At 40.7% G+C, this 25447-nt stretch carries 29 protein-coding genes and 1 riboswitch; of the genes, 21 read left to right on the forward strand and 8 right to left on the reverse strand.

Translation table 11 applies throughout. The annotated features are described in order from the left end of the window. Positions 1–18: 18 nt before the first annotated feature. Positions 19–372 carry a hypothetical protein gene (locus tag AC4EG4_RS15310; protein ID WP_490988289.1) on the reverse strand — a complete coding sequence of 118 codons (354 nt, stop codon included), beginning with the start codon at positions 370–372 and terminating at the stop codon, positions 19–21. A gap of 320 nt (positions 373–692) precedes the next feature. On the opposite strand from AC4EG4_RS15310, the gene AC4EG4_RS15315 reads away from it, so the two are divergent. Both AC4EG4_RS15315 and AC4EG4_RS15320 read left to right on the forward strand, forming a co-directional pair. Continuing rightward, a complete protein-coding gene (locus AC4EG4_RS15315; protein WP_490988290.1) occupies positions 693–1211 on the forward strand; it encodes a tubby C-terminal domain-like protein in 519 nt (172 codons plus the stop codon). 392 nt (positions 1212–1603) lie between these two features. Beyond that, positions 1604–1753 (forward strand): hypothetical protein, encoded by a 150-nt coding sequence (locus AC4EG4_RS15320; protein ID WP_490979897.1) that lies wholly within the window; start codon positions 1604–1606, stop codon positions 1751–1753. Positions 1754–2064: 311 nt separating this feature from the next. Here the strand turns inward: AC4EG4_RS15320 and AC4EG4_RS15325 are convergent, their stop codons facing one another. Beyond that, positions 2065–2352, reverse strand: a complete 288-nt coding sequence (locus AC4EG4_RS15325) for a hypothetical protein (RefSeq protein ID WP_490979898.1) — start codon at positions 2350–2352, stop codon at positions 2065–2067. Between the two features lie 98 nt (positions 2353–2450). Further along, positions 2451–3107, reverse strand: a complete 657-nt coding sequence (locus AC4EG4_RS15330) for a Type 1 glutamine amidotransferase-like domain-containing protein (protein WP_490979899.1) — start codon at positions 3105–3107, stop codon at positions 2451–2453. A 386-nt stretch (positions 3108–3493) separates the two neighbouring features. Between AC4EG4_RS15330 and AC4EG4_RS15335 the strand changes: the two genes are divergently transcribed. After that, positions 3494–3772: a hypothetical protein gene (locus AC4EG4_RS15335; protein ID WP_490988291.1), complete on the forward strand. Its 279-nt coding sequence runs from the start codon at positions 3494–3496 to the stop codon at positions 3770–3772. 412 nt (positions 3773–4184) lie between these two features. Here AC4EG4_RS15335 and AC4EG4_RS15340 read toward each other — a convergent pair whose 3' ends face one another. Further along, entirely contained in the window at positions 4185–4769 is a 585-nt protein-coding gene (locus tag AC4EG4_RS15340; protein ID WP_490988292.1) for a hypothetical protein, read from the reverse strand. Between the two features lie 328 nt (positions 4770–5097). Between AC4EG4_RS15340 and AC4EG4_RS15345 the strand changes: the two genes are divergently transcribed. Together AC4EG4_RS15345 and AC4EG4_RS15350 are read left to right on the forward strand one after the other, a co-directional pair. Beyond that, positions 5098–5328 carry a hypothetical protein gene (locus AC4EG4_RS15345; RefSeq protein ID WP_490988293.1) on the forward strand — a complete coding sequence of 77 codons (231 nt, stop codon included), beginning with the start codon at positions 5098–5100 and terminating at the stop codon, positions 5326–5328. A 522-nt stretch (positions 5329–5850) separates the two neighbouring features. Next, the gene (locus AC4EG4_RS15350; RefSeq protein ID WP_490979905.1) at positions 5851–6027 is read left to right on the forward strand and encodes a hypothetical protein; all 177 of its coding nucleotides are present in this window, start codon (positions 5851–5853) and stop codon (positions 6025–6027) included. Positions 6028–6714: 687 nt separating this feature from the next. Here the strand turns inward: AC4EG4_RS15350 and AC4EG4_RS15355 are convergent. Further along, complete coding sequence (locus AC4EG4_RS15355; RefSeq protein WP_490988294.1) at positions 6715–7179, reverse strand: VOC family protein; 465 nt, start codon at positions 7177–7179, stop codon at positions 6715–6717. A gap of 297 nt (positions 7180–7476) precedes the next feature. On the opposite strand from AC4EG4_RS15355, the gene AC4EG4_RS15360 reads away from it, so the two are divergent. From AC4EG4_RS15360 to AC4EG4_RS15400, 9 genes are all read left to right on the forward strand, one after another. Beyond that, the gene (locus tag AC4EG4_RS15360) at positions 7477–8439 is read left to right on the forward strand and encodes an MBL fold metallo-hydrolase (protein WP_490979906.1); all 963 of its coding nucleotides are present in this window, start codon (positions 7477–7479) and stop codon (positions 8437–8439) included. A gap of 118 nt (positions 8440–8557) precedes the next feature. Further along, positions 8558–9289 (forward strand): aminoglycoside 6-adenylyltransferase, encoded by a 732-nt coding sequence (locus tag AC4EG4_RS15365; RefSeq protein WP_490988295.1) that lies wholly within the window; start codon positions 8558–8560, stop codon positions 9287–9289. 278 nt (positions 9290–9567) lie between these two features. Further along, positions 9568–9930: an NUDIX hydrolase gene (locus AC4EG4_RS15370; protein WP_490988296.1), complete on the forward strand. Its 363-nt coding sequence runs from the start codon at positions 9568–9570 to the stop codon at positions 9928–9930. 58 nt (positions 9931–9988) lie between these two features. Continuing rightward, entirely contained in the window at positions 9989–10537 is a 549-nt protein-coding gene (locus tag AC4EG4_RS15375) for a nucleoside/nucleotide kinase family protein (protein WP_490988297.1), read from the forward strand. Continuing rightward, positions 10518–11078, forward strand: coding sequence for a GNAT family N-acetyltransferase (locus AC4EG4_RS15380; protein ID WP_490988298.1), 561 nt, complete (start codon positions 10518–10520; stop codon positions 11076–11078). Before AC4EG4_RS15375 ends, AC4EG4_RS15380 begins: the two co-directional genes overlap by 20 nt. Beyond that, positions 11050–11526: a GNAT family N-acetyltransferase gene (locus AC4EG4_RS15385; protein ID WP_490988299.1), complete on the forward strand. Its 477-nt coding sequence runs from the start codon at positions 11050–11052 to the stop codon at positions 11524–11526. The genes AC4EG4_RS15380 and AC4EG4_RS15385 overlap by 29 nt, the downstream gene beginning before the upstream one ends. Positions 11527–11946: 420 nt before the next feature. Continuing rightward, the gene (locus AC4EG4_RS15390; protein WP_490988300.1) at positions 11947–12729 is read left to right on the forward strand and encodes a SurA N-terminal domain-containing protein; all 783 of its coding nucleotides are present in this window, start codon (positions 11947–11949) and stop codon (positions 12727–12729) included. A 583-nt stretch (positions 12730–13312) separates the two neighbouring features. Then, entirely contained in the window at positions 13313–14809 is a 1497-nt protein-coding gene (locus tag AC4EG4_RS15395; protein WP_490979911.1) for a glycine betaine uptake BCCT transporter, read from the forward strand. Positions 14810–14887: 78 nt separating this feature from the next. Further along, positions 14888–15787, forward strand: coding sequence for a 5'-3' exonuclease (locus AC4EG4_RS15400; RefSeq protein ID WP_490988301.1), 900 nt, complete (start codon positions 14888–14890; stop codon positions 15785–15787). On the opposite strand, the gene AC4EG4_RS15405 is transcribed toward AC4EG4_RS15400, so the two are convergent. The 3 genes from AC4EG4_RS15405 to AC4EG4_RS15415 all read right to left on the reverse strand — a co-directional run bounded on the left by AC4EG4_RS15405 (position 15765) and on the right by AC4EG4_RS15415 (position 17226). Then, on the reverse strand, positions 15765–16280 hold the full coding sequence (locus AC4EG4_RS15405; protein WP_490988302.1) for a C39 family peptidase: 516 nt from the start codon (positions 16278–16280) through the stop codon (positions 15765–15767). The two genes, AC4EG4_RS15400 and AC4EG4_RS15405, sit on opposite strands and share 23 nt — an antisense overlap. 27 nt (positions 16281–16307) lie before the next feature. Further along, complete coding sequence (locus AC4EG4_RS15410) at positions 16308–16772, reverse strand: STAS domain-containing protein (RefSeq protein WP_490979914.1); 465 nt, start codon at positions 16770–16772, stop codon at positions 16308–16310. Between the two features lie 133 nt (positions 16773–16905). Further along, positions 16906–17226 carry a thioredoxin family protein gene (locus AC4EG4_RS15415; RefSeq protein WP_490979915.1) on the reverse strand — a complete coding sequence of 107 codons (321 nt, stop codon included), beginning with the start codon at positions 17224–17226 and terminating at the stop codon, positions 16906–16908. A 210-nt stretch (positions 17227–17436) separates the two neighbouring features. Here AC4EG4_RS15415 and AC4EG4_RS15420 point away from each other — a divergent pair, with 210 nt between their 5' ends. The 7 genes from AC4EG4_RS15420 (at position 17437) to AC4EG4_RS15450 (ending at position 25256) form a co-directional block, all read left to right on the forward strand. Further along, complete coding sequence (locus AC4EG4_RS15420) at positions 17437–19821, forward strand: 3-hydroxyacyl-CoA dehydrogenase/enoyl-CoA hydratase family protein (protein WP_490988303.1); 2385 nt, start codon at positions 17437–17439, stop codon at positions 19819–19821. A 28-nt stretch (positions 19822–19849) separates the two neighbouring features. Then, entirely contained in the window at positions 19850–21025 is a 1176-nt protein-coding gene (locus AC4EG4_RS15425; protein ID WP_490988304.1) for an acetyl-CoA C-acetyltransferase, read from the forward strand. Between the two features lie 290 nt (positions 21026–21315). Further along, the gene (locus AC4EG4_RS15430) at positions 21316–23097 is read left to right on the forward strand and encodes an acyl-CoA dehydrogenase FadE (RefSeq protein ID WP_490979918.1); all 1782 of its coding nucleotides are present in this window, start codon (positions 21316–21318) and stop codon (positions 23095–23097) included. A 480-nt stretch (positions 23098–23577) separates the two neighbouring features. Beyond that, positions 23578–23931: an arsenate reductase family protein gene (locus AC4EG4_RS15435; protein WP_490979919.1), complete on the forward strand. Its 354-nt coding sequence runs from the start codon at positions 23578–23580 to the stop codon at positions 23929–23931. 78 nt (positions 23932–24009) lie between these two features. Then, positions 24010–24390: a glycine cleavage system protein GcvH gene (gene gcvH / locus AC4EG4_RS15440; RefSeq protein WP_490979920.1), complete on the forward strand. Its 381-nt coding sequence runs from the start codon at positions 24010–24012 to the stop codon at positions 24388–24390. A 195-nt stretch (positions 24391–24585) separates the two neighbouring features. Beyond that, complete coding sequence (locus AC4EG4_RS15445) at positions 24586–24924, forward strand: toprim domain-containing protein (protein ID WP_490979921.1); 339 nt, start codon at positions 24586–24588, stop codon at positions 24922–24924. Between the two features lie 5 nt (positions 24925–24929). Next, on the forward strand, positions 24930–25256 hold the full coding sequence (locus AC4EG4_RS15450; protein ID WP_490979922.1) for a thioredoxin family protein: 327 nt from the start codon (positions 24930–24932) through the stop codon (positions 25254–25256). Positions 25257–25290: 34 nt separating this feature from the next. Continuing rightward, positions 25291–25395, forward strand: a riboswitch (SAM riboswitch). The last annotated feature ends 52 nt before the right edge of the window (positions 25396–25447 follow it).

A 25447-nucleotide genomic window follows, 5' to 3' on the forward strand; every position in this document is an offset into this window, starting at 1 on the left:
GAAGTTCCTCCTTTGAAATTAGTTGCTATTATACTTGCCATCTCTAATAGCTTTTCGATACTTACTATCGTCTTCTTTAATGGCAATCGCTTCGTCTGTACTTACTCCCGTTATTGAATAATATTTCGCCCCTTTTTCATATTCATTGGAGAAGTTCCCTGTATACGTACCTTCGCTATCGGAATAAATCGTAACTTCTCCAATTTCTTCACCTATTTCTTTTACATATTCGCTGCTTATCTGATAAACATAGTCATCCCATACGACGAACGAATAGACCCATGATGTTTGTGCATTTCCTAGTGAACAGCCTGTTAAAATGGCTAAAATGCATAAAAAGGACATAAATACAGCTAATCGGTTTCTTTTCAACGAAGTCCCTCCTCGATGTCTAAATTTTATATTAGTACGCACGAAGTGCTTGGCAGGTTTCAATAACAGAACATAGACTAGAAAAAAGTTAAAGTCTTAAGAACTCTTTCGACAGAATTTGGATGTAACATAATGATAAGTAAGTTACATTCAGATCAAGCATTCTACTAGCTTCACCAGAAAACCTAACCAAACTAATTTCATTAGAAGAAATAATACATTCATATGATAGTTCCACAAGGCTCTAAAGTGAGAATTTTATAGCTGCAAAAGTGCGAAGTAAGTTTATATGCCAAGACTTAGTGGAAGAGAGGTGCAATGTGCAGCATTTTACATATCAAGTGCCAAAATCGGTTCATCGATCAACAAAACTGTCCATCTTAGATAAACAGGGAAAAACCGTATTTATATTGCAAAAACGTCCTCATAAATTTCTCGCAGCTATTTTCAATGCATCATTACGGACTGGCGTACCTTATACTTATAAAGTTTCAAATGCAAGTGGAGAAGCCTTGTACAGTATCGATTGTTGGTTCCCAGGATTTCGCTATGAACTAATTGATCATTTGTCTGCCAAGTTTGTTTCAATTACACAGCAAAGAGTGCAATTGTTGGAAATAGCTTATTCTTTCAAACTAATGAACCGAGACTACTACTTTAAGAAAGATCACACAGGTACAGGCTATCTAAACTGTGAAAATACAACAGTCGCCATCGTTTCAATGCCTTCTTCCCTTTATATTTCAGTGGTTGACAGCATTCATGTTGCTGCAGAAACTGAACAAGTAGCTGCGCTTTCTGCGGTACTGTTTCATACTTTTTATTTTTATAATGCGTAGAGAAGAATGTCACAAAACGACCGACTGCTAAGTCTTCGAAGCAAAAAGTAGTTATGCCTTCGATTCTAAGAAAGTTTACATATGACAGCTTATTGGTAGCAGAGAATAGCGATGAATTTCGCGAGGATTTCCATAAGGTATTTTAAGAAATGTGTATAAACAATAACCACCCTTCATGCGGAATGAACTTTGTTATTCCTCAAACTGATGTTGATTCATTCTTTCAGTTGTAATCAGAGCTTCAAGTAAAATTAATTTTACTAATTTAGAATGCGAAAATAGCCAATATCGCACTCTGCTATGTTCTATAGAAAATTTCAATAGGGTAATTAAAGTATGTTATATTTGTTGAATAGATTCTCTTTTAGAGACAAGAAAAGTAGGTGGGAAAAATGGGGAAATTCGGATTGGATAGCAAAGGACAGGCAGCTGTGACAAAGTATCATGAAAAGCACAAGCCTGCTAAATTTGATAAAAAGCAACAACTTGAAAAAATACGTGCTGAGTATTTAAAAAATAAGCAAAAACAAACAGATAAATAATGTGAATGAAAACATAGGAAGACTAAAAGCTCACTATGTTTTTCTTATTCGAAAAATTTTTTTCAATCGAGGACAAAGGGTTATCGACACTCAATTTTGTCTAGAAACGCCTAAAACCTTTACTGGTTTTAGGCGTTTTTTTGTTGTGTTGTAATATGTTAGTTTCCTCTGTCGCTAAAAGCTTCAGTATATATGTCTCCTGTGGTTTCTATTTGTGCCACCTAATTTACGTAGTTTCTTGTTCTTACCCATTGTCATTCCCCCCTTCTTGCTTAATAGGGTAATTTACCTGAGCAATCGCTTCAAAGCAGCTAATGTTGTAATCCTCCATCAAACAGGATCGCGTAGATAAATAATAGAGCGTAATAAAGATAGGGACCGTAAACAATCATACAGATTCCAAAAATACTAACCGCAAGTAATTTAAAACGGTCATTTGGCAAATACCACATAAGAACTAACGCAAGGATAAAGAAAAAAGTCGAATAGATAAATCCTACAAGTTGAAATGCGAATAATAACACCACCATTAAGATGGAACAAATGATTACAGCCAGTACATGGCCACTAATAAAAGGTTCTTTCTCTTCTACATTCATTAAATCCACCTCTAAGTTTTTTCTCTTATTGGTTATGCATTTCTTAAACATGATTAAAATTGATGAATTTGGTTCCATATGCTTCAGTTTTATCCTGGCTAGAACGTTTCCTCCAATTTTTGAACTTTTGAGTGAGATATTAAATAGATATCGCCTAAAATATCGATTTTGTCTCCTTTTACACGTAGAGCGCAATCTTTATTCGATGCATAAATATCTATTCTTTCCGATAAGAGAGACAGTTCCTCTTGAACCAGCAGCATATTATTTTCAAGATCAAAGTGAGACAGGACAGAAAAATGATCAAGGCCAATGCCGGAGTAAACAGAGCTTTTCTTGACTTGATACCCAAAGTTTTTAGAGCATAGCCATTTCGCTGACATATTAATTGCCCCGGCACTGGCCCCTAATACAACGGCGTTGCTTTTTTGAATCCAATCCGCCAATTCGTAGTCCATCAAAAACTTGTTTTGTTCAAGCGTGTTTCCGCCCAATAAGAAAATAACAGAAGCATCTCGAAGCAAAGCTCGGGCCTCTTCTTTTTTAGAGCGATAGTCAATTAAATGATATTCATCAAACAGAATGTTGGCTTGTTCAAGCCATGAAAGCTCTGTAGCTCCAATTTCTTCATTGGACAACGGGTTTGCACTAATCATAACAAGCGATTTTCTCTGTGTTATATCTTCTTGTAATGCCTTACTTAAATTCTCCGGAAAAAATTCGCTAAACCATCCTAAATAATAGTGATTTTTCATAAGTACCTCCATGGTATTCCATCTTCGTTAGTTTATAAGGCGGCTAATGAACTAAATTGTTGTTCTTACTGATTAACTTCCAGCAATCATTTTTAACGATACTTAGTTTTTACAAAACATAATTTTGTAAGAAAGAGATAATGCCAACGACAAAAACAAGAAATGTGGATGTAAAAACTTCTATCCACGAGAAATCCAGAGATCTAAAAAGTGCGACAGTTAGTAGACCTACAATAAAATAAACAGGTATGAATTTTTTTGATAAAAGCAATTCATTCAAGTAAGAAAACTCCTTTAGTATTTAGAATGAGCAGGGAAGTCAATGGAATCAAATGAGAGCATATAAAATAATGGATGAATCTAGTTCAACGAAGAAGTTGTGAGTGATGAGAAGTACAATGCCCAAGGTCAGAGAAATTCTAACTACTATATCCAACTTTTTTTGGGCAGAAAAGAGTTCTTCTTCATTTGGTTTTGTTTCTTTTTTATCAATGGAATTAACTGCAGCTATTGCAAAGGCAAGGATTGCCCAAGTTGCAAGAGCACTGTCTATAAAAATTAAAAACACAGCGATTGCCAGTAAAAAATATGGCAATGCATTTGAAGTGGAATCGCCTTTAGGTATTTTAAAAACCTCCCAAATGAAATTTTTTAATAGAGTTTAGAACCTTTTCATTTATTTGTATTCCCATTTATCTACCATAACATAGTTAGAAACTGGTTATTTCAGCGTGAAGTTAAAAGCTGAGTTTACTTTGGTCTACAGTAAGGCATCGCTATTCATCAACATCTATTTTGGATCGCTGGAAGTAAAATAGAAGATAGAAGACAATCAACTTTAGATGATGGAACAGTAAATACCGGAAGCGGTGTGTGAAGGTTGTTCTGTCATACAAGAGGATGAAGAAATAACAGTGGAAATTAAATGGGACGGTCAGACAGAAAATTTAATTCTGACCACTGACAAATAAAAAAATTCGGTGTGCAAAGATAGGCTTGTTTCTTCACATGGTTCTTAAAAGGAAATAAAGAATAAAATTTAACCTCCACTTGAGTATCCAGTGGAGGTTAAAGGTTTTATGATGTATTTAAATCTCTAATAACCTCAAACATCTCGTAATAAAGCCCTTTTGCAATTTCCTCGTGCTCCTCTTCCGTTAGGTCTTTTTTCAAAATGTTAAAGTGCCAACCTGAAGCGCCGTTGTCGGCTAGCGGGTAATAGCCAAAGGAAAAGATCTCCTCATCCTGGACTCTCTTAGAATAATCCGCATAACTTATTTCGTCATCTACAAAGGGGAAGTAATAAGCTTCCGTTCCGATAAAGAAAAACAAGACATCCGAATTTGCGAAGACTTCTGTATATGGACCATCTGCAGCTCTTTCCAGATACTCTTCCATCACAAAAAAACTATCGTATTGTTCAACTGTTTGGGTGGTCAACTCTTCGATTTCCACCCGGCTGAACGTGATTTTCTCGGATGCTGCTTCCGGCGGTGTGCCTAAAACCCCTATTTCGAGATTTCGTCCTAAATATTCTTGTTGCTGGTGCTGGTTCCCTGACTTCTCATTTTCTTCGATGGATTCTTCCGTCAGTGGACTGCAGCCCATTGTCATCAAAAGCAGGGAAGAGAGTATGATGCTAGCGGTAGATGATTTTACCATTTGCAGAACCTCCATTCGGTGTTTTTTACCTAAGTAGTTGATCTAGTCTGCTGCAATGTAGAAAAAAATTTTCAAAGTCGCTATTGATAAATTACCCTAATTTTTAGGAGGTTAACGTAAATTGATGGATTCGTATGCTGGGAAAATGGAATAGCAGGATTAATATAGAAACCTATTCAATTATTTAGCGTTGAAAAATAGGATGCTTAGAACAAAGGTATTATGGATTATGTTAAAAGAAAGTTATGCTTAAAGACTTTTCATTATTAATTATCTGATTATTGTGTTAATATTACAGCGAAAATACTAACAAAAGGAGATGCTCATCATGAATCAGCAAGAACCACTGGAAAAAGAAGACTTCCAAATTGCTCAAGACTCTGCTGAACCTGTCGAACCAGTGCCGCATGTTCACTACATCGATCACAGAGATGGCTTAATTGAGCCTATCGTCAAGCAATACGTGCCGCTGCAAGTTGGGGTCGTCATTTTTTCAATCATCATGTTGGTAGCGGTCTTTGTGGGATCCACTTCAAATATGTGGGGGTTGGTCGAATGACAGGGGAGCATTATACGATTTATGCGAGATAACAAGAAGCTGTCTAGAGGATGCCAAAGCGATTTGAGACACAGAAAAAACACCTTATGTTGAAAACGGGTATGAAAATACCAGTGATTCAACACGGAGGTGTTTTTTTTGCTGCATCGTGACTTTGCCAAATGTCTTTACTTCGGTTGTGTCAGTAAGAATTAAGGCAAATTCAACGTCTTCCGATCTATATTGTAGCGTTTTTATCTTCAAAATTTTTCAGTCGTTCTGTAGTTTCTGCCACTATCTTAGCAAGAACATGGTGGCCAACATCGTTTACGGCAATAATGAAGTTTCGATCAATTAACTATAAGCGGTTTTCGGTTTCATACAAGGACTTTCTTATGGTTTCCGTGATAGAAATACTTGCTTAGAGAATGGTTCTTAAGCTGCCACTTAAAAGCCAACGGTACAGCCAATAAAGTAAGGATGAAACTTCAAGGAGCCACAACCGTATAGTTAGTATAAATAAATTAAAAGGGGATGTTTTGAGTGAACGTTAAAACTTTCTATGGGTACAGCGAAAAAAGTATAGACCGAAAAATAAATGAATTTCTCGAAGACTCCACTTTAGAAATTATCGATATAAAATTTACTGCACCTATTTTTTACTTTAGTGCGATGGTAATTTATAAAAAAGCTAATACTACGAAAGAAGAAGTATTTTAATACTGGAAACGACTATCATCTTGGAATTCAAAAGTATTGAGAAAAGGGCGAAGTTTATTGGGAAAGTTAAAATTTATCCATTAATAATATGCCTATTAGTAATTTCTTCCATCACTATGGCGTTATACGCTTATCGGAGTTATATTGAACAGGAAATAGCGAGTGGGGTAGCCTTTATCTTGATAGCCATGTCCCTGCTCGCAATGGCGCTGCATAGTTTTTTCAGGAATAGAAGGATCATGATGAAATAGGTAAGTGAACTTTGTCTGAAATAAAATGGATGTTTTAGCATTTTTAAATTATATTTTTTCATTTATCCAGTTCATCACGAGTGAGGCAGTTTGTTTAGGCTTATACCATTAAAGCAGATACAAAGAATCTGGAATTGCGATTGCTGTTACATTTTTAATGTTTTCTTGTAACTGGAGAATGTCTCTAGTGGCCTGAATGTGTCTAATATTCTCTAAAAATTTCTTTTTCATCAGTATACATCGATTGTTCTATGCAATTATTCCAGCTAGAGTAGGTATATCAAAACGTCATTTCTGGTTGATTTTGTGGAAAAGTAACCCTGCCGTCAAGTAAAATGAATCATAATTCATAGTGGATTATTATCCTCCTTACACTGCAAGCTTAAAATTTTGCATTCTTCTCGTCTTCCCTCACATATAGATTCTATGGACTCCTCTAAAAAGATTGGTTGGATTTTTCCCACTCACTCCAATACATAGCTTCATTTAAGTTAGGATTATTTTTCTCCACTTTGCAGATAAATTCCAGACTGTTTCCATCAGGATCATCAAAATGTACTTTTGCATGTCCGAATCTGTCATTTGGCATTACAAAAGGTTCAGTTGGTTCAAAACCGAAAGCTTTTCTTGCAAAGATGCCTTTTTCCCTAAGCCAATCAATTGAAATTTTTAAGTCCTCCAGTTCAACTTCAAAAGCGAGGTGGCGAATGGAAGGATGGTAGTCCAATTGGACTTTTTCCGTTTGCCACAACCCCAACCAGCTTTTTTCTTTTTCAATCCATAGAAATGCCACGCGGTCCCCGACACGATGATCAAATTCAAGTCCGAGACCTTCGTAAAAACGAATGGAACATTCCAAATCGCTGACAGGCAAATGTGCTTCGTAAAGTCCTTTAATCATAGTCGCCCATCTCTCCTTTTCGTCTAGTTCGTTCCCTTTCAAAATATACTACTTTATCAAATTGTGAGAAATGATTTTCATTTTCCGATAAATCTATAAGTGTTTTCATTATACAATAGTTTTATGGAAATTAATTGGATTTAAATAGAGTAATTAGATATAGTAGTTAAAAGAAAGAATTTTCTTTTAACTACATGGAAAAGTGGATTTGCAAGTATTTTGTTTAAGAACGAATTCGATAGATTGAAATTTAAAAGAAGTAGTATTAAAGACTTCATAATGGAGGTATTTTATAAAATGGAAACCCTAATTCATACAGAATATTTTACTTTGAGTAAGATAGCTAATGGTGTATTTGCAGCAATGGCGAAAGCAGGAACCGGCGCCTTGAGCAACGCAGGATTTGTTGATTTAGGATCGGATTTGCTTGTGTTCGATTCGTTCAATACTCCATCTGCAGCTCGGGAACTAAAGAAACAAGCTGAAGAACTGACTGGAAAAAAAGTGAAATACCTTGTTAATAGTCATTACCATGGCGATCATATTTTGGGAAATCAAGTTTTTAAAGATGAGATTATTATTTCTACTGAGATAACTAAAGACTGGATCAGAGAAAAGAGCGCCATAGGGGATGTAGATACCGAACTTAAGGAAACTCAAAAATTTCTAGAAAATCTAAAATTGCAGATTTTAGCAGAGGAAAACGAAGTAATCAAGCGAAGCTTAACCAATCAATTTTTGGAAATGGAGAAGTTGTTAGCTGAACTGCCTACTTTACAGATTGAACTACCTAATTTTACTTTTGAAAAAAAGTTAATTATTTATGGAACCGAGCGGCATGTAGAATTATATTGCCTAGGTGGAGGGCATTCGCCGAGCGATACATTTTTATATGTTCCACAAGAAAAAGCGGCTTTTATGGGGGATATAGTAACCGAAGAGTTACATCTGCCCATTGTACAACCGGAAGAGTTTTTGAGTATATTGCAATCTGCCAAGAAAATGAATATACAGGCCCTCATGCCTGGGCATGGAGAAGTTGGGAATACTAAACAAATTGACACCATGATCCAATACATATCTATGTTAACAAATTCAGCAAAAGACGCGCATGAGACTAACATTTCTATAGAAGATTTTGTTTCATCCTTTATACTGCCTCAGAAGTACAAAGACTGGAAAGGCAGCAAAGGAATCGAACGTAACCTGGTGGAAATTTACAATTTCTATGTAACAAACAAAGTGGAGAGCAAGTCTTAACTTCTTCAGTAATAAACTGTGAAACTTAAAACAAGTATTTAATCCTTAATTGTTGGGGGGAATAAAAATATACACCTCAAAGGAAAGAAGCATTTATTTTGATAAGATAATAGCGAAATTGAAGTCCTTTAGTCTAGTAGAAGGTATCGTTCAGATAGGCTCTGGAGTAGGAGGGTTTAGTGATGATTTTTCTGATATAGATTTGATGGTAGCTACTTCAAGAATAGAAGATGCGATAACGTCTAAAAATACTATTCATCAGTTATTTAATGAGTTTCATCCGGTCTACATTAAAGAAAAACAGTTCAGTAAAGAAATTTTTCTTCTTATAGTCATTTTGGAAAATCAACTGGAATTTAATGTGTCCATTGTTCCTAGAGAATATTTATCAGTGAAGTCGCCTTTATGGAAAGTAATTTTCGATAAAACTGGACTGATTACTGAAAAAATGAACATTGAACACGAGAAATTTGAAAATGCACCAACAAAGTACGAAGTGGGACTTGATGTACCATTTGAGTTTGTGTACTGTGCTATGGGTTTGGATAAAGCCTTGAGAAGAAATAACCTAATCTACGCACTGAGTATGCTAGAGGCTATGCGTACCTTTACTCTGTATCTGCAAGCAAAAAACGAAAATAAGAAGCTGCATCAGTTTAAGGCTTATGATTCATTAGACCCTCTATTCATAGAAGAATACCTTGCAACATACCCTGAAAAAATTAGTGATAAAAACTTGAGGAGTTCTTCTAAGAAATTAAAGGACCTATTTATTAAAGTAGTAAATCAAAGTTCTATTTTTACTTTGGATGCTACTTTACATAAAATTCTCAAAATATCTCTTATTTAGATTGAGGGATTCTTAACTTTATGGAGTATGAAGAAAGTGGTTGAGTAGCAGTAGTTTTATCTGCTACTTTATTTCCTGCTATTTTTATTTGGCTTAATAGTTTTCTTAATGGGTGTTTACTAACACTTTAAAGAAATTGAACTTTAAAGTGGGCTAATAATAGAAATGGTATTAAATACTATTTACATATCGTTACAATCAAATCAGTAATAGAGCAATCCTAAATATGTTTTAAGATATACAGATAACTAATCTGAAAATTAACTGGAGGTGAGCTCATGATTTCGCAAGCTTTGGTGTTACAAGGAAGTAAAATTTTAATGGTCCGTCAATATGTACAAAGAGGCGATGTTGTTTGGAATTTTCCGGGTGGAGGAATTGAAGATGGAGAAACTCCAGAACAGGCGTGTATTAGGGAAGTAAAAGAAGAAACGGGATATGATGTAGTAGTTAAGAAGTTGTTATTTGAGAAATCTAACAAATATACTTTCGTTGCTAACATTGTAGGCGGCAATCTCAACTTAGATTCTACTCTTCAGGCGAATAGTGATATTTTTGAAGTCGCTTGGATATCGATAGACGAACAAAGGAAGTTTGATAAAATCACCGCTCCGCTATTAGAGTTATTGCTTAGTCAATAAAGAAATATACAAAAAAAGTTGTATATTGCCTAAAAAAATCACAGTTTGGAGTGTTCCAATGAAAAGAAATTTGCCTTTTGTCATTTCAGTAGCGGGTGTATCAGGTGGAGGGAAAACAACGATCACTTCCCAACTGACAAAGCTCTTTAACAATGCTAAAGCCCTTCATTTTGATGATTATACCTTTGAAGGTCCAGAAGATATTTTGAAATGGGTCGATGATGGAGCTGATTCCAATGAGTGGAATTTAACACCACTCCTAAATGATCTTCAGAATTTCTTGAAGGAACGCCTTGATTATATTATTTTGGATTTTCCTTTCGCCTATCAGCATGACGAGATGAGTAGTTTCATCGATCTAGCTGTATTTATTGATACTCCTTTGGATATTGCATTAGCACGCCGGATACAAAGAGACTTTACAGAAAGTTCAGTTGCTGAAATTCTGCTTCAACTGGAGCATTATACGGATAACGGGAGACGTGCTTATCTAGAAATGCTCCACACGGTAAAACCAGATTCTGATGTAGTGTTAGATGGATCATTGTCAATTAAAGCTATCACAAACCAACTACTCAAGTGGGTAGGTGAATGCAATAACAACTGATCGCCTAACAATTCGAAAAATGTCCCATAACGATTACAAAATTATGGCCCAGTGGTTAAGCACACCAGAAGTTTTGGAATTCTATGGAGACGTAAATGCTCCTTTTACCTTGGAACAAGTGCAACGCAAATACGAACCGAGAATAACTGGGGATGTTCCGGTTTATCCATACATAGTAGAACTGGCCGAGACACCGATAGGGTTTATTCAATACTATCGATTAACTAGAGAAGTGCAAAAAGAATTTGGTTATCAAGACGCTCTGCAAGTTTACGGCATCGATCTGTTTATCGGAGCTGTACAATACCATAACCAAGGCATCGGTACGCTTATGGTTACCAAATTTCTCGCAAATATATGTCAACAGACCAAAATTGATGCCATCGTTTTAGATCCTGCTGTTTCCAATGAAAGAGCCATCCGGTGCTACGAAAAATGCAGATTTGTTAAAGTGAAAAAAGTGAATGGCGGAATGAACTGGTTAATGGAACTAAATACGAGGAGCGTCGCAAATGAAGCTGCTAAAAGCGGAAATGAATAAAGAGACAGCACAAGAAATTTTGAATTGGCGATATGATGCCCCTTATCACTTTTATAACAATGAGCCTTCTGCCCAAGAGTTGGCAGAGCTGTTAAATGGAACTTACTTCGCCGTAGTAGATGAAAAAGAAGAAACGGTCGGTTTTTTCTGTGTGGGTGACAGTGCACAAGTACCTTCCGGAAAGCTCTGTGGTGTCTATGATGAAGAATGTATTGATATGGGGTTAGGAATGGTCCCAAAGTTGTTAGGCAAAGGACATGGGAAGAAATTTGGTTTGTTTGTACTCCATTCTATAGAAGAAACTCACCCCAACTTACCGGTTCGACTTACTGTGGCCATCTTCAACAAGCGTGCCATTCACCTGTATAAAAAGCTGGGATTTGTTTTAGACAAACGCTTTAGCAGCACGGCTAATGTCGAATTTATTACTATGGTGAAAAAGTATTAGTTAAGATAATTTAGTTGCCATGTGCTGTGCTTAGGGAATTAAGCAATCTATCGTTCGTACGAGAATAGCGTGAATCCAATTAGCTTAATTCTGTGCATAGCGACTGCTTAAGCTAATGGATTCAACTTTATGGTTGAGCAGCTTCGTAAATGAGCGTTTAGCAGATTGTTTAAGTCCTAACTGCAAAAACCTAACAGAAAAAGAATCTTTATTTTTGGAGGAATACAATAGTATTTATTTAGATTAGCATTGCCATAACCATTAATCCTCTACTAAGGTTGACCAGTTAAAACCTTCCTGCAGATCAACTAAGCTGCTATTTTCTTTTGATTCGTAAGGGTCCTTCGATGGTTTATGTTTTTACAGTCCGGCTGGATATGCTACAATTACGGACATTATGTTCGAAGGGAGAACACACATATGATTAAAAAATGGTTTTTGACAATAGCACTTGGAGGATCCATGTTAGCACTTGCTGCTTGTGGTGATGATACGGCAGAAGAAACGACTGGTGAAGAGACACCGCAAGAGGAAGTTGCAACAGATGAGGAAGCAGCAGGTGAAGAAGGCGAAACTGCAGAACAGCCGGAAATGCCGGAACCTGATTTGGAAGGCGTTCCTGATGTAGTTGCAGAAGTAAATGGCGAAGAAATTGAGAAAGCGGAATTTGAATCCGCATATACAGGACAATTCCAACAGATGGCCATGCAAGCACAAATGACTGGACAGGAAGTTGACCAGGCTCAGTTGAAAGAGCAGCTTGTGGAAAGCATGGTAGCTCAGGAACTGCTCGTGCAGGAAACTGAAAACCGGGAAATTGAAGCATCAGAAGAGCAAGTAACGACTGCGTTGCAAGAACTGTCTGAGCAAAATGGACTTGAGTCTTCTGAAGAGTTTTTAGCAGCTCTTGAAGAGCAGGGGATTTCTGAAGATGAAGTTATGGAGCAAGTAGCTGCTCAAGTGAAAGTTGACCAATTGATTGCAGAAGAAGCCGGCGACATTAATCCAACGGACGAAGAACTGCAAACCTTTTACGATGAAGCACAGACTCAGCAAGAAGAAGCTGGCGGCGAGGAACTTCCAGCATTCGAAGAAGTAAAACCTGAACTGGAAGAACAAGTTAGGTTGCAAAATGAAAACGAAGCTGTCCAAGCATTAGTGGCGCAACTCCGTGAAGAAGCAGACGTTACAATTAACCTGTAATATAAAAAACCAGATCCTTCAAGGGTCTGGTTTTTTTATGCGACTCCAAAGCAAAAGAACCGCTCTATTCCCGGGTTTGAGTCATAAAATAATGTGAAAATCCTCTTATCAACTTCTGAAGACGTTCATTTACAAATAAAAAATAAAAGCATAAAAGTGCAACTTTGTTTATATTAATAGTAATTTGAGAGTCTTAAACTAGATATAATTGAAGTTTGGTAAATATTCAGTAAAAAATTGAGGAGTGCCTATATGAAGCGATCTTATTGCACAAGCTTTTTCGAAGAATGACAGATTCATTCATTTTAAACAAAAAACATATAAAATTTTAGAGTTTTCAATAAAATTATATTTGTATATTTAGAGCTAGTTTCTACGGTCAGTGGGTTTGACAGGATAGGAAATATTGCGTATCCTTTACACTTGTGATAAGGAGAAACTTCAATCAGTGGAGTTCTTCATCTGCCGCTGGTTTTTAGTTGATCAAATTCGGTCTTTAACGGTCAGGGGGCTCCCGCTGCAAAAGCGGGGGCCTTACTGACCGTTCGAGCGGAATAAAAAACAGAAAAAGGAGAGGTACTATATGAAAAAAGTAACCAATGTTTTTTGGATTGCTCTTGCACTCGTATTATTAGCCATTGGCTACGGCGCATTTGCACCTGATAATTTTGCAGAAGTTACCGGGAATATAGAATCATTCCTGACAACTTCGTTCGGATGGTATTATTTATTGATTGTTTCCATCATGGTTTTATTCTGCCTGTTTTTTGTCATCAGTCCGATGGGACAGATCAAATTGGGCAAAGACACAGACAAGCCTGAGTTTACATTCGGGACATGGATCGCTATGCTGTTTTCAGCAGGAATGGGGATTGGTCTTGTGTTCTGGGGAGCAGCAGAGCCGCTGTCGCATTTTGCGATTGACCCGGCAACTGCTGAACCTGGAAGCGCTGAAGCAATGCGCGAATCAATGCGTTTCAGCTTTTTCCACTGGGGAATTCATGCGTGGGCAATTTACGCTGTAGTAGCGTTGGCACTCGCTTACTCCCAGTTCCGAAAAGGGGAACCTGGATTGGTATCCGCGACATTAAAACCGTTGTTCGGAGACAAAATGAAAGGACCTTGGGGAACGCTTGTAGACGTTATCGCTGTTTTTGCGACAGTTGTGGGTGTTGCAACGACTCTAGGGTTTGGCGCTATTCAAATCAACGGAGGTTTGGCGTTCTTATTTGATGGAATTCCAGGAGACAACTTTGCTGTTCAATTGGTTATTATTGCAATTGTAACGGTCTTGTTCATGTTCTCAGCTTGGACTGGATTAAGTAAAGGGATCAAGTATCTTTCCAATACCAACATGGTACTGGCCGTCCTATTGCTTATTGCAATCATCATCTTAGGACCAACCTTGTTGATCATGAACATGTTTACCGATACAATCGGGACGTATTTCCAGAACTTGGTGCAAATGAGCTTCCGTGCAGGTCCTATTGATGGCGAAAATCGCGCCTGGATCGACGGCTGGACGATTTTCTACTGGGCATGGTGGATTTCATGGTCTCCATTCGTTGGTATATTCATTGCCCGTGTTTCAAAAGGGCGGACGATTCGCCAATTTTTACTAGGTGTCTTGTTGATTCCGACGTTTATCAGTTTCCTTTGGTTCGCTGCTTTTGGTACGACGGCTATCGACGTACAAAACAGTGGAGTAGATTTAACAGGATTGCTGACAGAAGAAACGCTGTTCGCTGTATTTAATGAATTGCCATTGGGTGTCTTGTTGTCAGTCATTGCAATTTTCCTGATTACGACATTCTTCGTCACTTCTGCCGACTCTGCAACATTTGTTCTTGGCATGCAGACTACAGGTGGGTCGTTGTATCCACAAAATGCAGTGAAGTTGACGTGGGGTATTGCCCAATCGTCAATTGCAGTTATCTTGTTGTCAACAGGAGGACTTGGCACATTGCAGACCGTGCTGATCATTGCGGCATTCCCGTTCTCGATCATTATGCTGCTGATGATGGCTTCTTTCTACAAAGCGTTGAATCTCGAATACAAAGCCATAAAACGCAAACGTTAAAACCGCCGCTTCGGCGGTTTTTTCATTGGAAAAACGGTATAATGAATACCAGGCAACAACAAGATGGGAGATTTTAGCATGGAAAAACCACATGTATTATTAGTCGATGGGATGGCGCTCCTGTTCCGTTCGTTTTTCGCGACATCGGCAGTCGGCCAATATTTCAGGACGACCGAAGGCTTGGCGACGAATGGCGTGCAAGGATTTGCGAGACACGTACTGGCGGCCAAAACAATGATGAAGCCGACTCATATGGCAGTTTGCTGGGACATGGGAGCACGGACGTTCCGAACCGACTTGTTCGATGGTTATAAAGCGAACCGTCCGGCGCCACCGGAGGACATGGTGCATCAGTTTGATTTGGCCCAGTCGATTTCGGAGCAGCTTGGATGGAGAAATTACGGAGAAGCAGGGATTGAAGCCGATGATTTTATCGGTTCGTTCACTAAGCAATGGCAAGACCAGGTAGACTTTACCATTATTACAGGCGATAAAGACATGCTTCAGCTGTTGACGCCTTCGGTCAATATTGCGTTCATGAAAAAAGGATTTCATGTATACGATGTTTACACGGAAGCACGATTTGTTGAAGAATACGGCATACAGCCTGCCCAGTTTGCAGATGTGAAAGCGTTTATGGGCGACCCAAGCGACGGCTACCCTGGAGTGAAGGGGATTGGGCCGAAGACTGCACTTCAACTGATCCAGAATTACGGTTCCACTGATGGCGTACTGGACGCACTTGACGAATTAAAGCCGGCACAGAAAAAGAAAATTGATGAGCATAAAGAGATGTTATTGCTATCAAAAAAACTGGCTGTCATTAAATGCGACATCCAGTTGGAGGTGCCTTTGGAGAAACTGGAGGTTTCTGCCTACACCCAAGAACATATTCAATTATGCCGCGACCAGCAATTGCTGCTGCTTGCCAAGCAATTGGAAAAGGATGTTGGCATCACTGCCGACCCATGGGCTTGATTTTTACAAAAGTCAGCACCTTTTGATTTTCTTTATACGAAACCGTCCGCATTTTGCTGGGGCGGTTTTTTTGTCCGTTGTCGTGAATATATAGGAGAAGGTCATCTGTTTCTTGTTTGAAGCCAATTAGCGGCACCCAATGATAGCTGTAAGCGAATGTTGAAAACCAATGAAAGGTAAAATACCGATCAAATTTCATCGCAAGCGGCCGTCCTGCCAGCAGTTCTTCTTTTACCTCTTCGATGTTCCGAACTTTCTTTGCTTCGTAGCGGGTTCCCGCAACTTTATGAAAATTGCTGAGCAGCCGCCAAGTAAACAAACCGATGGGAGTTGCACCAAGAATCCGGTAAAGCTGGTTGACGCCAACATTCAATTCTTCGTGAAACTGGAGAATGGCAGCGGCAGTTACCGGCCCACAGGCAGATGCCCGGTATTTTTTATAGATAGCCTCATCATGCTGGGACAGACCTTGAAAAGCGATCAGTTTTTTCACTGCGGCCACCTCCTGGATTAAAGAGCATCAACGTTTCGACAGCAATTGATCATTTTCAGTAAGCAATTGCGATAAGGCAATTCGGAAAGTGGTATACACTTCCAAGTCTACTTGAATTCCTGCATGAACGATTTCGCGTACAAACAGCGGATTGAATCCAGCGTATATCGCACGCAGCCCCATTAATCCGAGTGCAGAATTTAATTGGCTCAATTCACTTGCCAACCCGTTGTAATCAAATTCGGCAATGTCGTCAGTTGTCACGCCCGTAAAATCAAAAACAACACGTTCGGTGTCGCGGTGTTTTTCCGCATAGTTCAAAACTTTGCTGCGGATCATATCAAAGCGGTCCTGAAAAATAAAACCGGCGATTGGCACCAAAATGGTTCTTGGAACAATTGATGGAATAATAGGTGCTGACATATTTTTGATCAGTTTTTCGTAATACACCACTTGTTCTTTTAACTCTTTTATTTCCTCTTGAGAATCCATTCATATACCTCCGGGGTAGTTAATAATTGGTTAGCTGCGTTGAGTGAGGATAAAGATGCACATTTCAAAATTTCAACAGCTTAACCAGAAAAACTCAATTCACTTATAGCGAAAAAAAGGAGTAGGCAGGAGCCTACTCGTTTTGGTTGTTCAAAAACTCAGTAACGGATTCGGGTGACTTGGCATTTGCGCTGTGCAGATGAGCTGTTTTTTCGCCGTTTTTAAAGATCAGCAAGCTCGGAATGCCCATGACGTCATATTTCTCAGCAAGGTCCGGCAGTTCGTCGCGGTTGACGTCGACCCACTGATATTGGTTGTATTCTTCAACGATTGGATCGATGAACATGTCCATGCGCGTACAATCTGGGCACCAGCCAGCCTGGAATTTTACGATGACCGGTTGTGTACCATTTATCATTTCATTGAATTGTTCGTTTGTAACGATTGATTTCATTTGTATTGCCTCCTTATAGGTTCCCTTTCAGTTTACCGTGCTTTGGCAAAATCGCAAAGAATTTGTTCCTGAAAAATTTGGGAGAATTTTAACGATTAAATATTGCGAAAAAAGAAAAAATACCTTACACTAAAAGACATAGAGAACGTTCTATTTTTTTAATTAAAAAATGAATGAGGATTCATTCAAAAATTCAAGGAGGGTTTGCTAGTGGCTTACCAAATAAGAAAAGCGGCTGTAATCGGTTCAGGTGTTATGGGTTCTGGAATTGCAGCGCACCTTGCAAATATAGGAATTCCTGTATTATTGCTTGATATTGTTCCGCGCGAGTTGTCAAAAGAAGAACAGGCAAAAGGCTTGTCTCTTGAAGACAAAGCAGTGCGCAATCGAATTTCAAGTGGATCTATCCAAAAACTGCTCAAACAAAAACCAGCTCCATTAACAGCGAAAAAGAACCTTCAGTTAATCACTCCAGGAAATCTGGAAGACGATCTGGAAAAATTAAAAGACGTCGACTGGATTATTGAAGTAATTGTTGAAAATCTTGATATAAAGAAATCGCTATACGATAAAATTGATGGCGTCAGAAAAGACGGCTCCATCGTTTCTTCCAATACATCAGGCATCAGCATAAACGCAATGGTGGAAGGGCGCTCAGAAGATTTTGGCAAGCATTTCCTGGGAACTCATTTTTTCAATCCGCCACGCTACCTGAAACTGCTGGAAGTAATTCCTGCAAATACAACAGCTCCAGAAGTAGTAGAGTTTATGACGGCATTTGGAGAAGACCGGTTGGGCAAAGGGGTCGTTATTGCGAAAGATACACCGAACTTTATTGCTAACCGAATCGGCACGTATGGATTATTGGTGACATTGCGTGAAATGATCGGACGCGGCTATTCAATCGGAGAAGTAGACTCGGTAACTGGTCCATTGATTGGGCGTCCAAAATCAGCAACTTTCCGTACTTTGGACGTGGTTGGGCTGGATACGTTTATGCACGTAGCGAAAAATGTCTATGACCAAACTTCAGGTGAAGAACAGCAAGTGTTTAAAACACCGGAATTCATGGCGAAAATGGTTCGAAATGGTTGGCTCGGAGCCAAATCAGGACAAGGATTCTTCTTGAAAAAAGACAAAGAGATTTTAGAACTTGATCCAGATACCCTGGAATACCGTGCTGCTGGTAAATTGAAAACGCCTTCACAGGAAATGGCCAAGCAGCAAAAAGGTTTGGCTGCTAAAATGAAAACGCTTGTCTATGCAGAAGACCGGACAGGCGAGCTGCTTTGGAGCATCCTTGCTCCGACATTGCGCTATTCAGCCGAACTGACTGGAGAAATCGCAGACGACATTGTGGCAATCGACAACGCCATGAAATGGGGCTTTGGCTGGGAACAAGGGCCATTTGAAACATGGGATTCCATCGGCGTAGCCAAATCAGTCGAAAAAATGAAGCAGGAAGGCCATTCGGTTCCAGCATTTGTACAGGCTTTGCTCGACAGCGGAAACGAAACCTTCTATAAAGAAGAAAATGGCGATTTGCATTTCTTTGATGGGACGAGCTACCAGCCCGTTCCAGTGAATGAAAAAGTTATCGACTTAAAGCGCTATAAGAAAAAACACGGCGTGATCAAATCAAATTCCGGTGCAAGCCTGATTGATTTGGGCGATGGCATTGCTTTGCTGGAATTTCATTCCCGCTCCAATGCAATTGGCTTGGACATCATGCAAATGATCAATTTTGCAGTCGACGAAGTCGAGAAAAACTTCAAAGGGCTTGTCATCGGCAACCAAGGCAAGAACTTCTGCGTGGGCGCAAACCTGGGCATGATTTTGATGGAAGCACAAGACGACAATATTTTTGAACTGGATTTCACGATCAAGACTTTCCAAAATGCCATGATGAAGATCAAATACAGCAACAAACCAGTTGTCGCAGCGCCATTTGGCATGTCTCTTGGCGGCGGCGCAGAAGTCGCGCTGCCGGCAGCGCATATTCAAGCTTCAATGGAAACGTATATGGGACTTGTAGAAGCAGGTGTTGGGCTGATTCCTGGCGGCGGTGGAAACAAAGAATTGTACATGAAACAGCTGAAAGGCTTGCCGCACGGTGTAACCGTTGACTACCAAAACATCGCCAGCAAAGTGTTCGAATCGATTGCGATGGCCAAAGTATCCACTTCAGCTGAAGAAGCGCGTGAGAACAACTTCCTGAATTTTGTGGACGGCATCAGCGTCAACAGCGATCACTTGATTTACGACGCCAAACAGGCAGCTTTGTCACTTTATGAAAATGGCTACCAAGCGCCTTTGCGTGAAAAAGTTCCCGTTACCGGAGAACCGGGCTACGCGACTTTATTACTGGGAGCAGAAGGCATGTTCAGTTCCGGCTATATCAGTGAATACGATTTAAAAATCGCTAAAAAGTTGGCATTTGTTTTGTCTGGAGGAAAAGTTCCGTACGGCACGAAAGTGGATGAGCAATACCTACTTGACCTGGAGCGCCAGGCATTCTTAAGCCTTGTGGCTGAACCGAAAACACAGCAGCGCATGCAGCATATGCTGGTCAAAGGAAAACCGTTACGCAATTAATCGTTGATGATAAAAGGAGGAAATTTACATGCGTGAAGCAGTAATCGTGGCCAGTGCTCGAACACCGGTCGGAAAAGCGACAAGAGGTTCGTTGGCGACTGTACGTCCGGATGATTTCGGCGCATTGGTTGTCAGAGAAACGCTACAGCGGGCAGGCGGATACGATGGGCCAATAGATGATTTGATTATGGGCTGTGCCATGCCGGAAGCAGAGCAAGGCATGAACATCGCCCGCAATATCGGAGCACTTGCAGGATTGCCGGACACGGTATCAGCCGTTACCGTCAACCGCTTTTGTTCTTCAGGATTGCAGTCGATCGCTTATGCAGCAGAACGCATCATGGTTGGTTCAGCCGAAGCGATCATTGCAGGCGGTGTGGAATCAATGAGCATGGTGCCGATGATGGGCAACGTCATTCGCCCCAATGCAAAATTAGCGGAAACAGCACCTCAATACTATATGAGCATGGGTCACACGGCAGAGCAGGTGGCGACACAATACGGCATCAGCCGTGAAGACCAGGATGCATTTTCAGTCCGTTCGCACGAAAAAGCGGCAGCGGCTATTGCAGCCGGCAACTTTGACGAAGAAGTCGTTCCAGTCGAAGTAACCAAGCGATATGTGGATGAAAACAATAAATATCAGGAAAAATCCTTTATGTTCGAAATGGATGAAGGCGTCCGTCACGGGACCAGCATTCAAACGTTAAACAAATTGCGTACGGCCTTCTCAGCACGCGGAACGGTTACCGCCGGAAACTCTTCGCAGACTTCCGACGGCGCCGGTGCGTTGCTGGTGATGGACCGTGAAAAAGCGGAAGCACTCGGGTTAAAGCCCATCGCTAAATTCCGTTCATTCGCAACAGGCGGCGTACCGCCGGAAGTTATGGGAATTGGTCCTGTCGTCGCTATTCCAAAAGCCTTAAAACTGGCTGGATTAACAATTGAAGACATTGATGTCTGGGAATTAAACGAAGCCTTCGCCTCGCAATCGCTGGGTGTCATCCGTGAACTGGGCTTGGATATCGACAAAGTCAACTTTAACGGAGGAGCCATTGCACTGGGCCATCCGCTGGGTGCGACAGGCTCCATCCTGACAATCCGCATGATGAGTGAATTAAAACGCCAAGGCAAACAGTTCGGCGTGGTCACGATGTGTATCGGTGGCGGAATGGGTGCAGCAGGCGTCTTTGAAATGTTGTAGAAATGAATTTGATAATTAAATTTTAAGTCAGATCTGGAAAAGTCGCAGCTTTCTATACATTCTTGTTAGTTTCGAACTGCACTCTAGTAGAGAGTGAAGAAATAGAAATTAGTTAGAGATGTGTTTTATTAGCGTCGGCGCGTCCAGGTAGGCGAAGCAAGGAGATAGGTGTACTTTACCTGGCTTCTTGCGGGAGTCATGCCCAAAGCGACCGAAGCGGATTAGAAGTGATCATTTAAGCTCAACTTAAACACATTCATAAAGCAATTAAAAAATAGGAGGAATACAAAATGGAACAATCAAAAACATTGATAAAAGGCGGTAGTTTTTTAATCGAAGACGCGGATCTGTCACGTGTGTTCACACCGGAAGATTTCACGGAAGAACAAAAAATGATCGCAAAATCTACGGAAGACTACGTGAATACCGAAGTCATGCCAGTCGTTGAAAACTTGGAGAACCATGAGTTTGAACACTCAGTTCGTCTATTGAAAACAGCTGGAGAACTTGGCCTTTTGGGTGCAGATGTACCGGAACAATACGGCGGCTTAGGCTTGGACAAAATCGCTTCAGCGTTGATTGCTGAGAAAATGTCTAAAGCAGGCGGCTTCTCAATCACTCACGGCGCACATGTCGGCATTGGATCATTGCCAATCGTTCTGTTCGGCAACGAAGAACAAAAGCAAAGCTACTTGCCTCGCTTAGCAACAGGTGAAATGATCGCAGCTTATGCATTGACTGAGCCAAGCTCAGGATCAGATGCACTTGGTGCGAAAACGGTAGCCAAACTGAACGAAGCAGGCACGCATTACGTCTTGAACGGCGAAAAGCAATGGATCACCAATGCTGGGTTTGCAGATGTCTTCGTAGTTTATGCAAAAATTGACGGCGACAAATTCTCGGCCTTTATTGTAGAACGCGAATATCCAGGTGTTTCTGTTGGACCGGAAGAAAAGAAAATGGGCATTAAGTCGTCTTCTACACGCACATTGGTTTTGCAGGACGCTGAAGTTCCTGTGGAAAACCTATTGGGCGAAGCGGGACGCGGACACATTATTGCGTTTAACATCTTGAACATTGGTCGTTACAAATTGGGTGTCGGCACAATTGGTGCATCGAAACGCGCCATGGAATTGACAATTCCTTATACAAACCAGCGTCAGCAGTTCAAGACGCCGATTTCTTCCTTCAATTTGACGCGCGAGAAATTGGCAACGATGGCTTCTAAATTGTATGCTGTTGAAAGTTCTGTGTACCGCACAGTTGGGTTGTTCGAAGACCGCATGAGCGGATTTACGGATGAGCAGCAGGCAGACGGAAAATTAGTGGCTGACTCGATCGCTGAATTTGCAGTGGAGTGCTCACTGAATAAATTCTTTGGCACGGAAACCTTGGATTACATCGTCGATGAAGGTGTTCAATTACACGGAGGATATGGCTTTATGCAGGAATACGAAATCGAGCGCATTTACCGCGATTCACGCATCAACCGTATTTTTGAAGGCACCAATGAAATCAACCGCTTGCTAGTACCAGGAACATTGCTTCGTAAAGCGATGAAAGGCGAATTGCCGTTGTTGCAGCACGCACAGCAGCTTCAAGAAGAGCTGTTGATGATGATGCCAGAAGAAGTCGGCACAGAAGCGCTGGCCCAAGAAAAATACTTGGTGAAAAATGCTAAGAAGATCGCTTTGCTGGCGGCCGGTCTTGCCGCTCAGACTTACGGGACAAAACTGGAAGCGGAGCAGGAAGTTTTAGTCAACATCGCAGATATTGTCAGCAGCGTCTTTGCGATGGAGTCGGTCGTATTGCGTACAGAAAAAGCAATCGCTGCTTCAGGCGAAGAAAAGGCCAAGCAGAAACTATTGTATACGCAGATTTATTGCCAAGAAGCATTCGACCAGATCGAAAGAGATGCGAAAGAAACATTGATCGCAGCCATCGAAGGCGACAACCAGCGTATGATGCTTTCTGCATTGCGTAAATTGACTCGTTCAACGCCTTACAATGTCATTGCGAAAAAACGCGAAGCGGCTGTCAAGCTAATCGATGTCGAAAAATACGTTGTGTAATAGCTTTCTCAAAACAGGCACCTCCAGTAAAGTTGGGGGTGCCTGTTGAGCTTGTAGACATAAGAATAGTTACCCGACCTAATGAATAAAATCTTAATTGGTCGGGTTTTATACGGAATTCTGCGCTTCAGGCGGACGAAGCGCTGAGTCGTCGCCTTGCGCTACGAATTTTTGCGTGAAGTGAGGAACAGGCTTCTCTCTTTGATTGGAACCACACGCCCCCAATTGGACTGGCCACGCAGACTCCTGTGGGACAGCGAAAGCTGAAGACCCCGCAGGAACGCAAGTGACGAGGAGGCTGAAGCTGAGCCCACGGAAAGCGGAGTGGCCTGACCGGTTGGGGTTATGCACGGCTATTCATTTGGGTAAGCCTTTGTCTACAGTCTGAACAGGCCAAACCAGTAAATCTGGGTTGGCCTGTTTTTTTGTCGTCGACCGTTTGGGTTCTTTTTGGTAAGCTTGAAAAAAGGGGGTTCTAACTTGATTACCTATTATGCTTATCCAAAATGCACAACGTGCCGAAAAGCGAAAAGCTGGCTGGAAAAAAACGGTGTCGAATATAACGAAATTCACATTGCAGAAAATCCGCCAACAAAAGAACAATTGACAGAGATTTACCAGGCAAGCGGGGTGGAGTTGAAGAAATTTTTCAACACGAGCGGCTTGGTCTATCGTTCACTGAGCTTGAAAGACAAGCTGTCAGACATGACCGAAGAACAGCAGCTGGAATTATTGGCTTCAGACGGGATGCTGATCAAGCGTCCGCTTGCTTGGGACGGCAAACAGGTGACACTGGGCTTTAAAGAAGAGGACTACCGGACGAGCTGGTTATAAAGGCTGCGTCATCTTGTGTTTCACGGCTGTTTATGTCAAACTGAACATGAATGAACTACATAATTTGGAGGGGTCAAGATGAGCACACCAGCAGAACTTCGTTATTCAAAAGAACACGAATGGGTCAAAATCGAAGATGGCAATGCGCGTATCGGAATTACTCATTTCGCACAGGCTGAATTGGGAGATATCGTTTTTGTTGAGCTTCCGCAAGTTGGCGAAGAACTGAAAAAAGATCAGCCCTTCGGCAGCGTAGAATCTGTTAAAACGGTTTCGGAACTATACGCACCTATCAGCGGAAAAGTAGTTGAGGTCAACTCTGAGCTTGAAGACAGCCCGGAATTCGTCAACGAATCTCCTTACGAGCAAGCTTGGATGGTGGTTATCGAAGCCCCTTCTGAAGAAGAAGTCAACGAACTGATGACTGCAGACCAATACAAAGAAATGACAAACGAGTAAACTTTGGAAAGCGCCTATGCCTAGGCGCTTTTTTGTTTTTTTCTCCCCGAATAGAATTGGAAAAAATGCTGAAACGGCCCAAGGAAAGAAATAGGGTTCTATGGCGTCAAGGTGATATTCTTGAAACTATTGAATTAATTAGTATAGTTGAGTAATAGGACTTTTCTTATTCTATATTCGATGGGGTGAATGTTTATGGGAAAGGTGATTGTGGTGGAGGGAATCAGCGACAAGTCGAGGATTGCGCCGCTCATTGCAGAACCCGTGACGATTCTTTGCACAAATGGTACAGTAAGTGCATCGCGGCTTGAAGAATTATTATTGCCTTACGAAGATCAGGATATTATCATATTGGTGGATGCCGATTCTTCAGGAGAAAAGTTGCGGAAGTTAGTCAAACGTGAATTCCCGGAAGCCCGCCATTTCTATGTGAATCGCAGCTACAAGGAAGTTTCAACGACACCGCTTCGCATTTTGATGGATGTGCTGATTGCAGCGAATGTCCGGGTCAACAAGCTATTGATAGAGGGATGAAGAAGATGAAAGAATGGACACATAAAGAATGGATCAAAGAAAAAAACACAAAACGGACCACTGCGTTTTATTTATATACGCCGATGTGCGGGACTTGCCAGGTCGCTTCAAAGATGTTGACAGTCGTCACAGAACTGCTGCCGGATCTTGAAATCGGCAAAGCCAACTTGAATTATGTCCAAGAAATTGCAGGCTTATACCAAGTGGAAAGTGTGCCGTGCCTGCTAATTACGGAGAATGGCAAAATTGAGGAAAAGATTTATGCTTTCCATTCGGTCCCATATTTATATGATAAGTTGAAATCTGTTGACGAATTTAGCACGTCATGGTAAATTGAGATTCTGATAAAATAATTTCATATCAAAACTCTTATTAAGAGTGGTGGAGGGAAGTGCCCTATGAAGCCCGGCAACCGTCATGAAAATGAAATGGTGCCAAATCACACGAAGCGAAAGCTTTGGAAGATGAGAGATTGGTTTCCGTATAATATACGTTTGCCCTTCTGCTCAGTTCTGCGCGGAAG

Source organism: Planococcus sp. TJ-201, assembly GCF_058268495.1.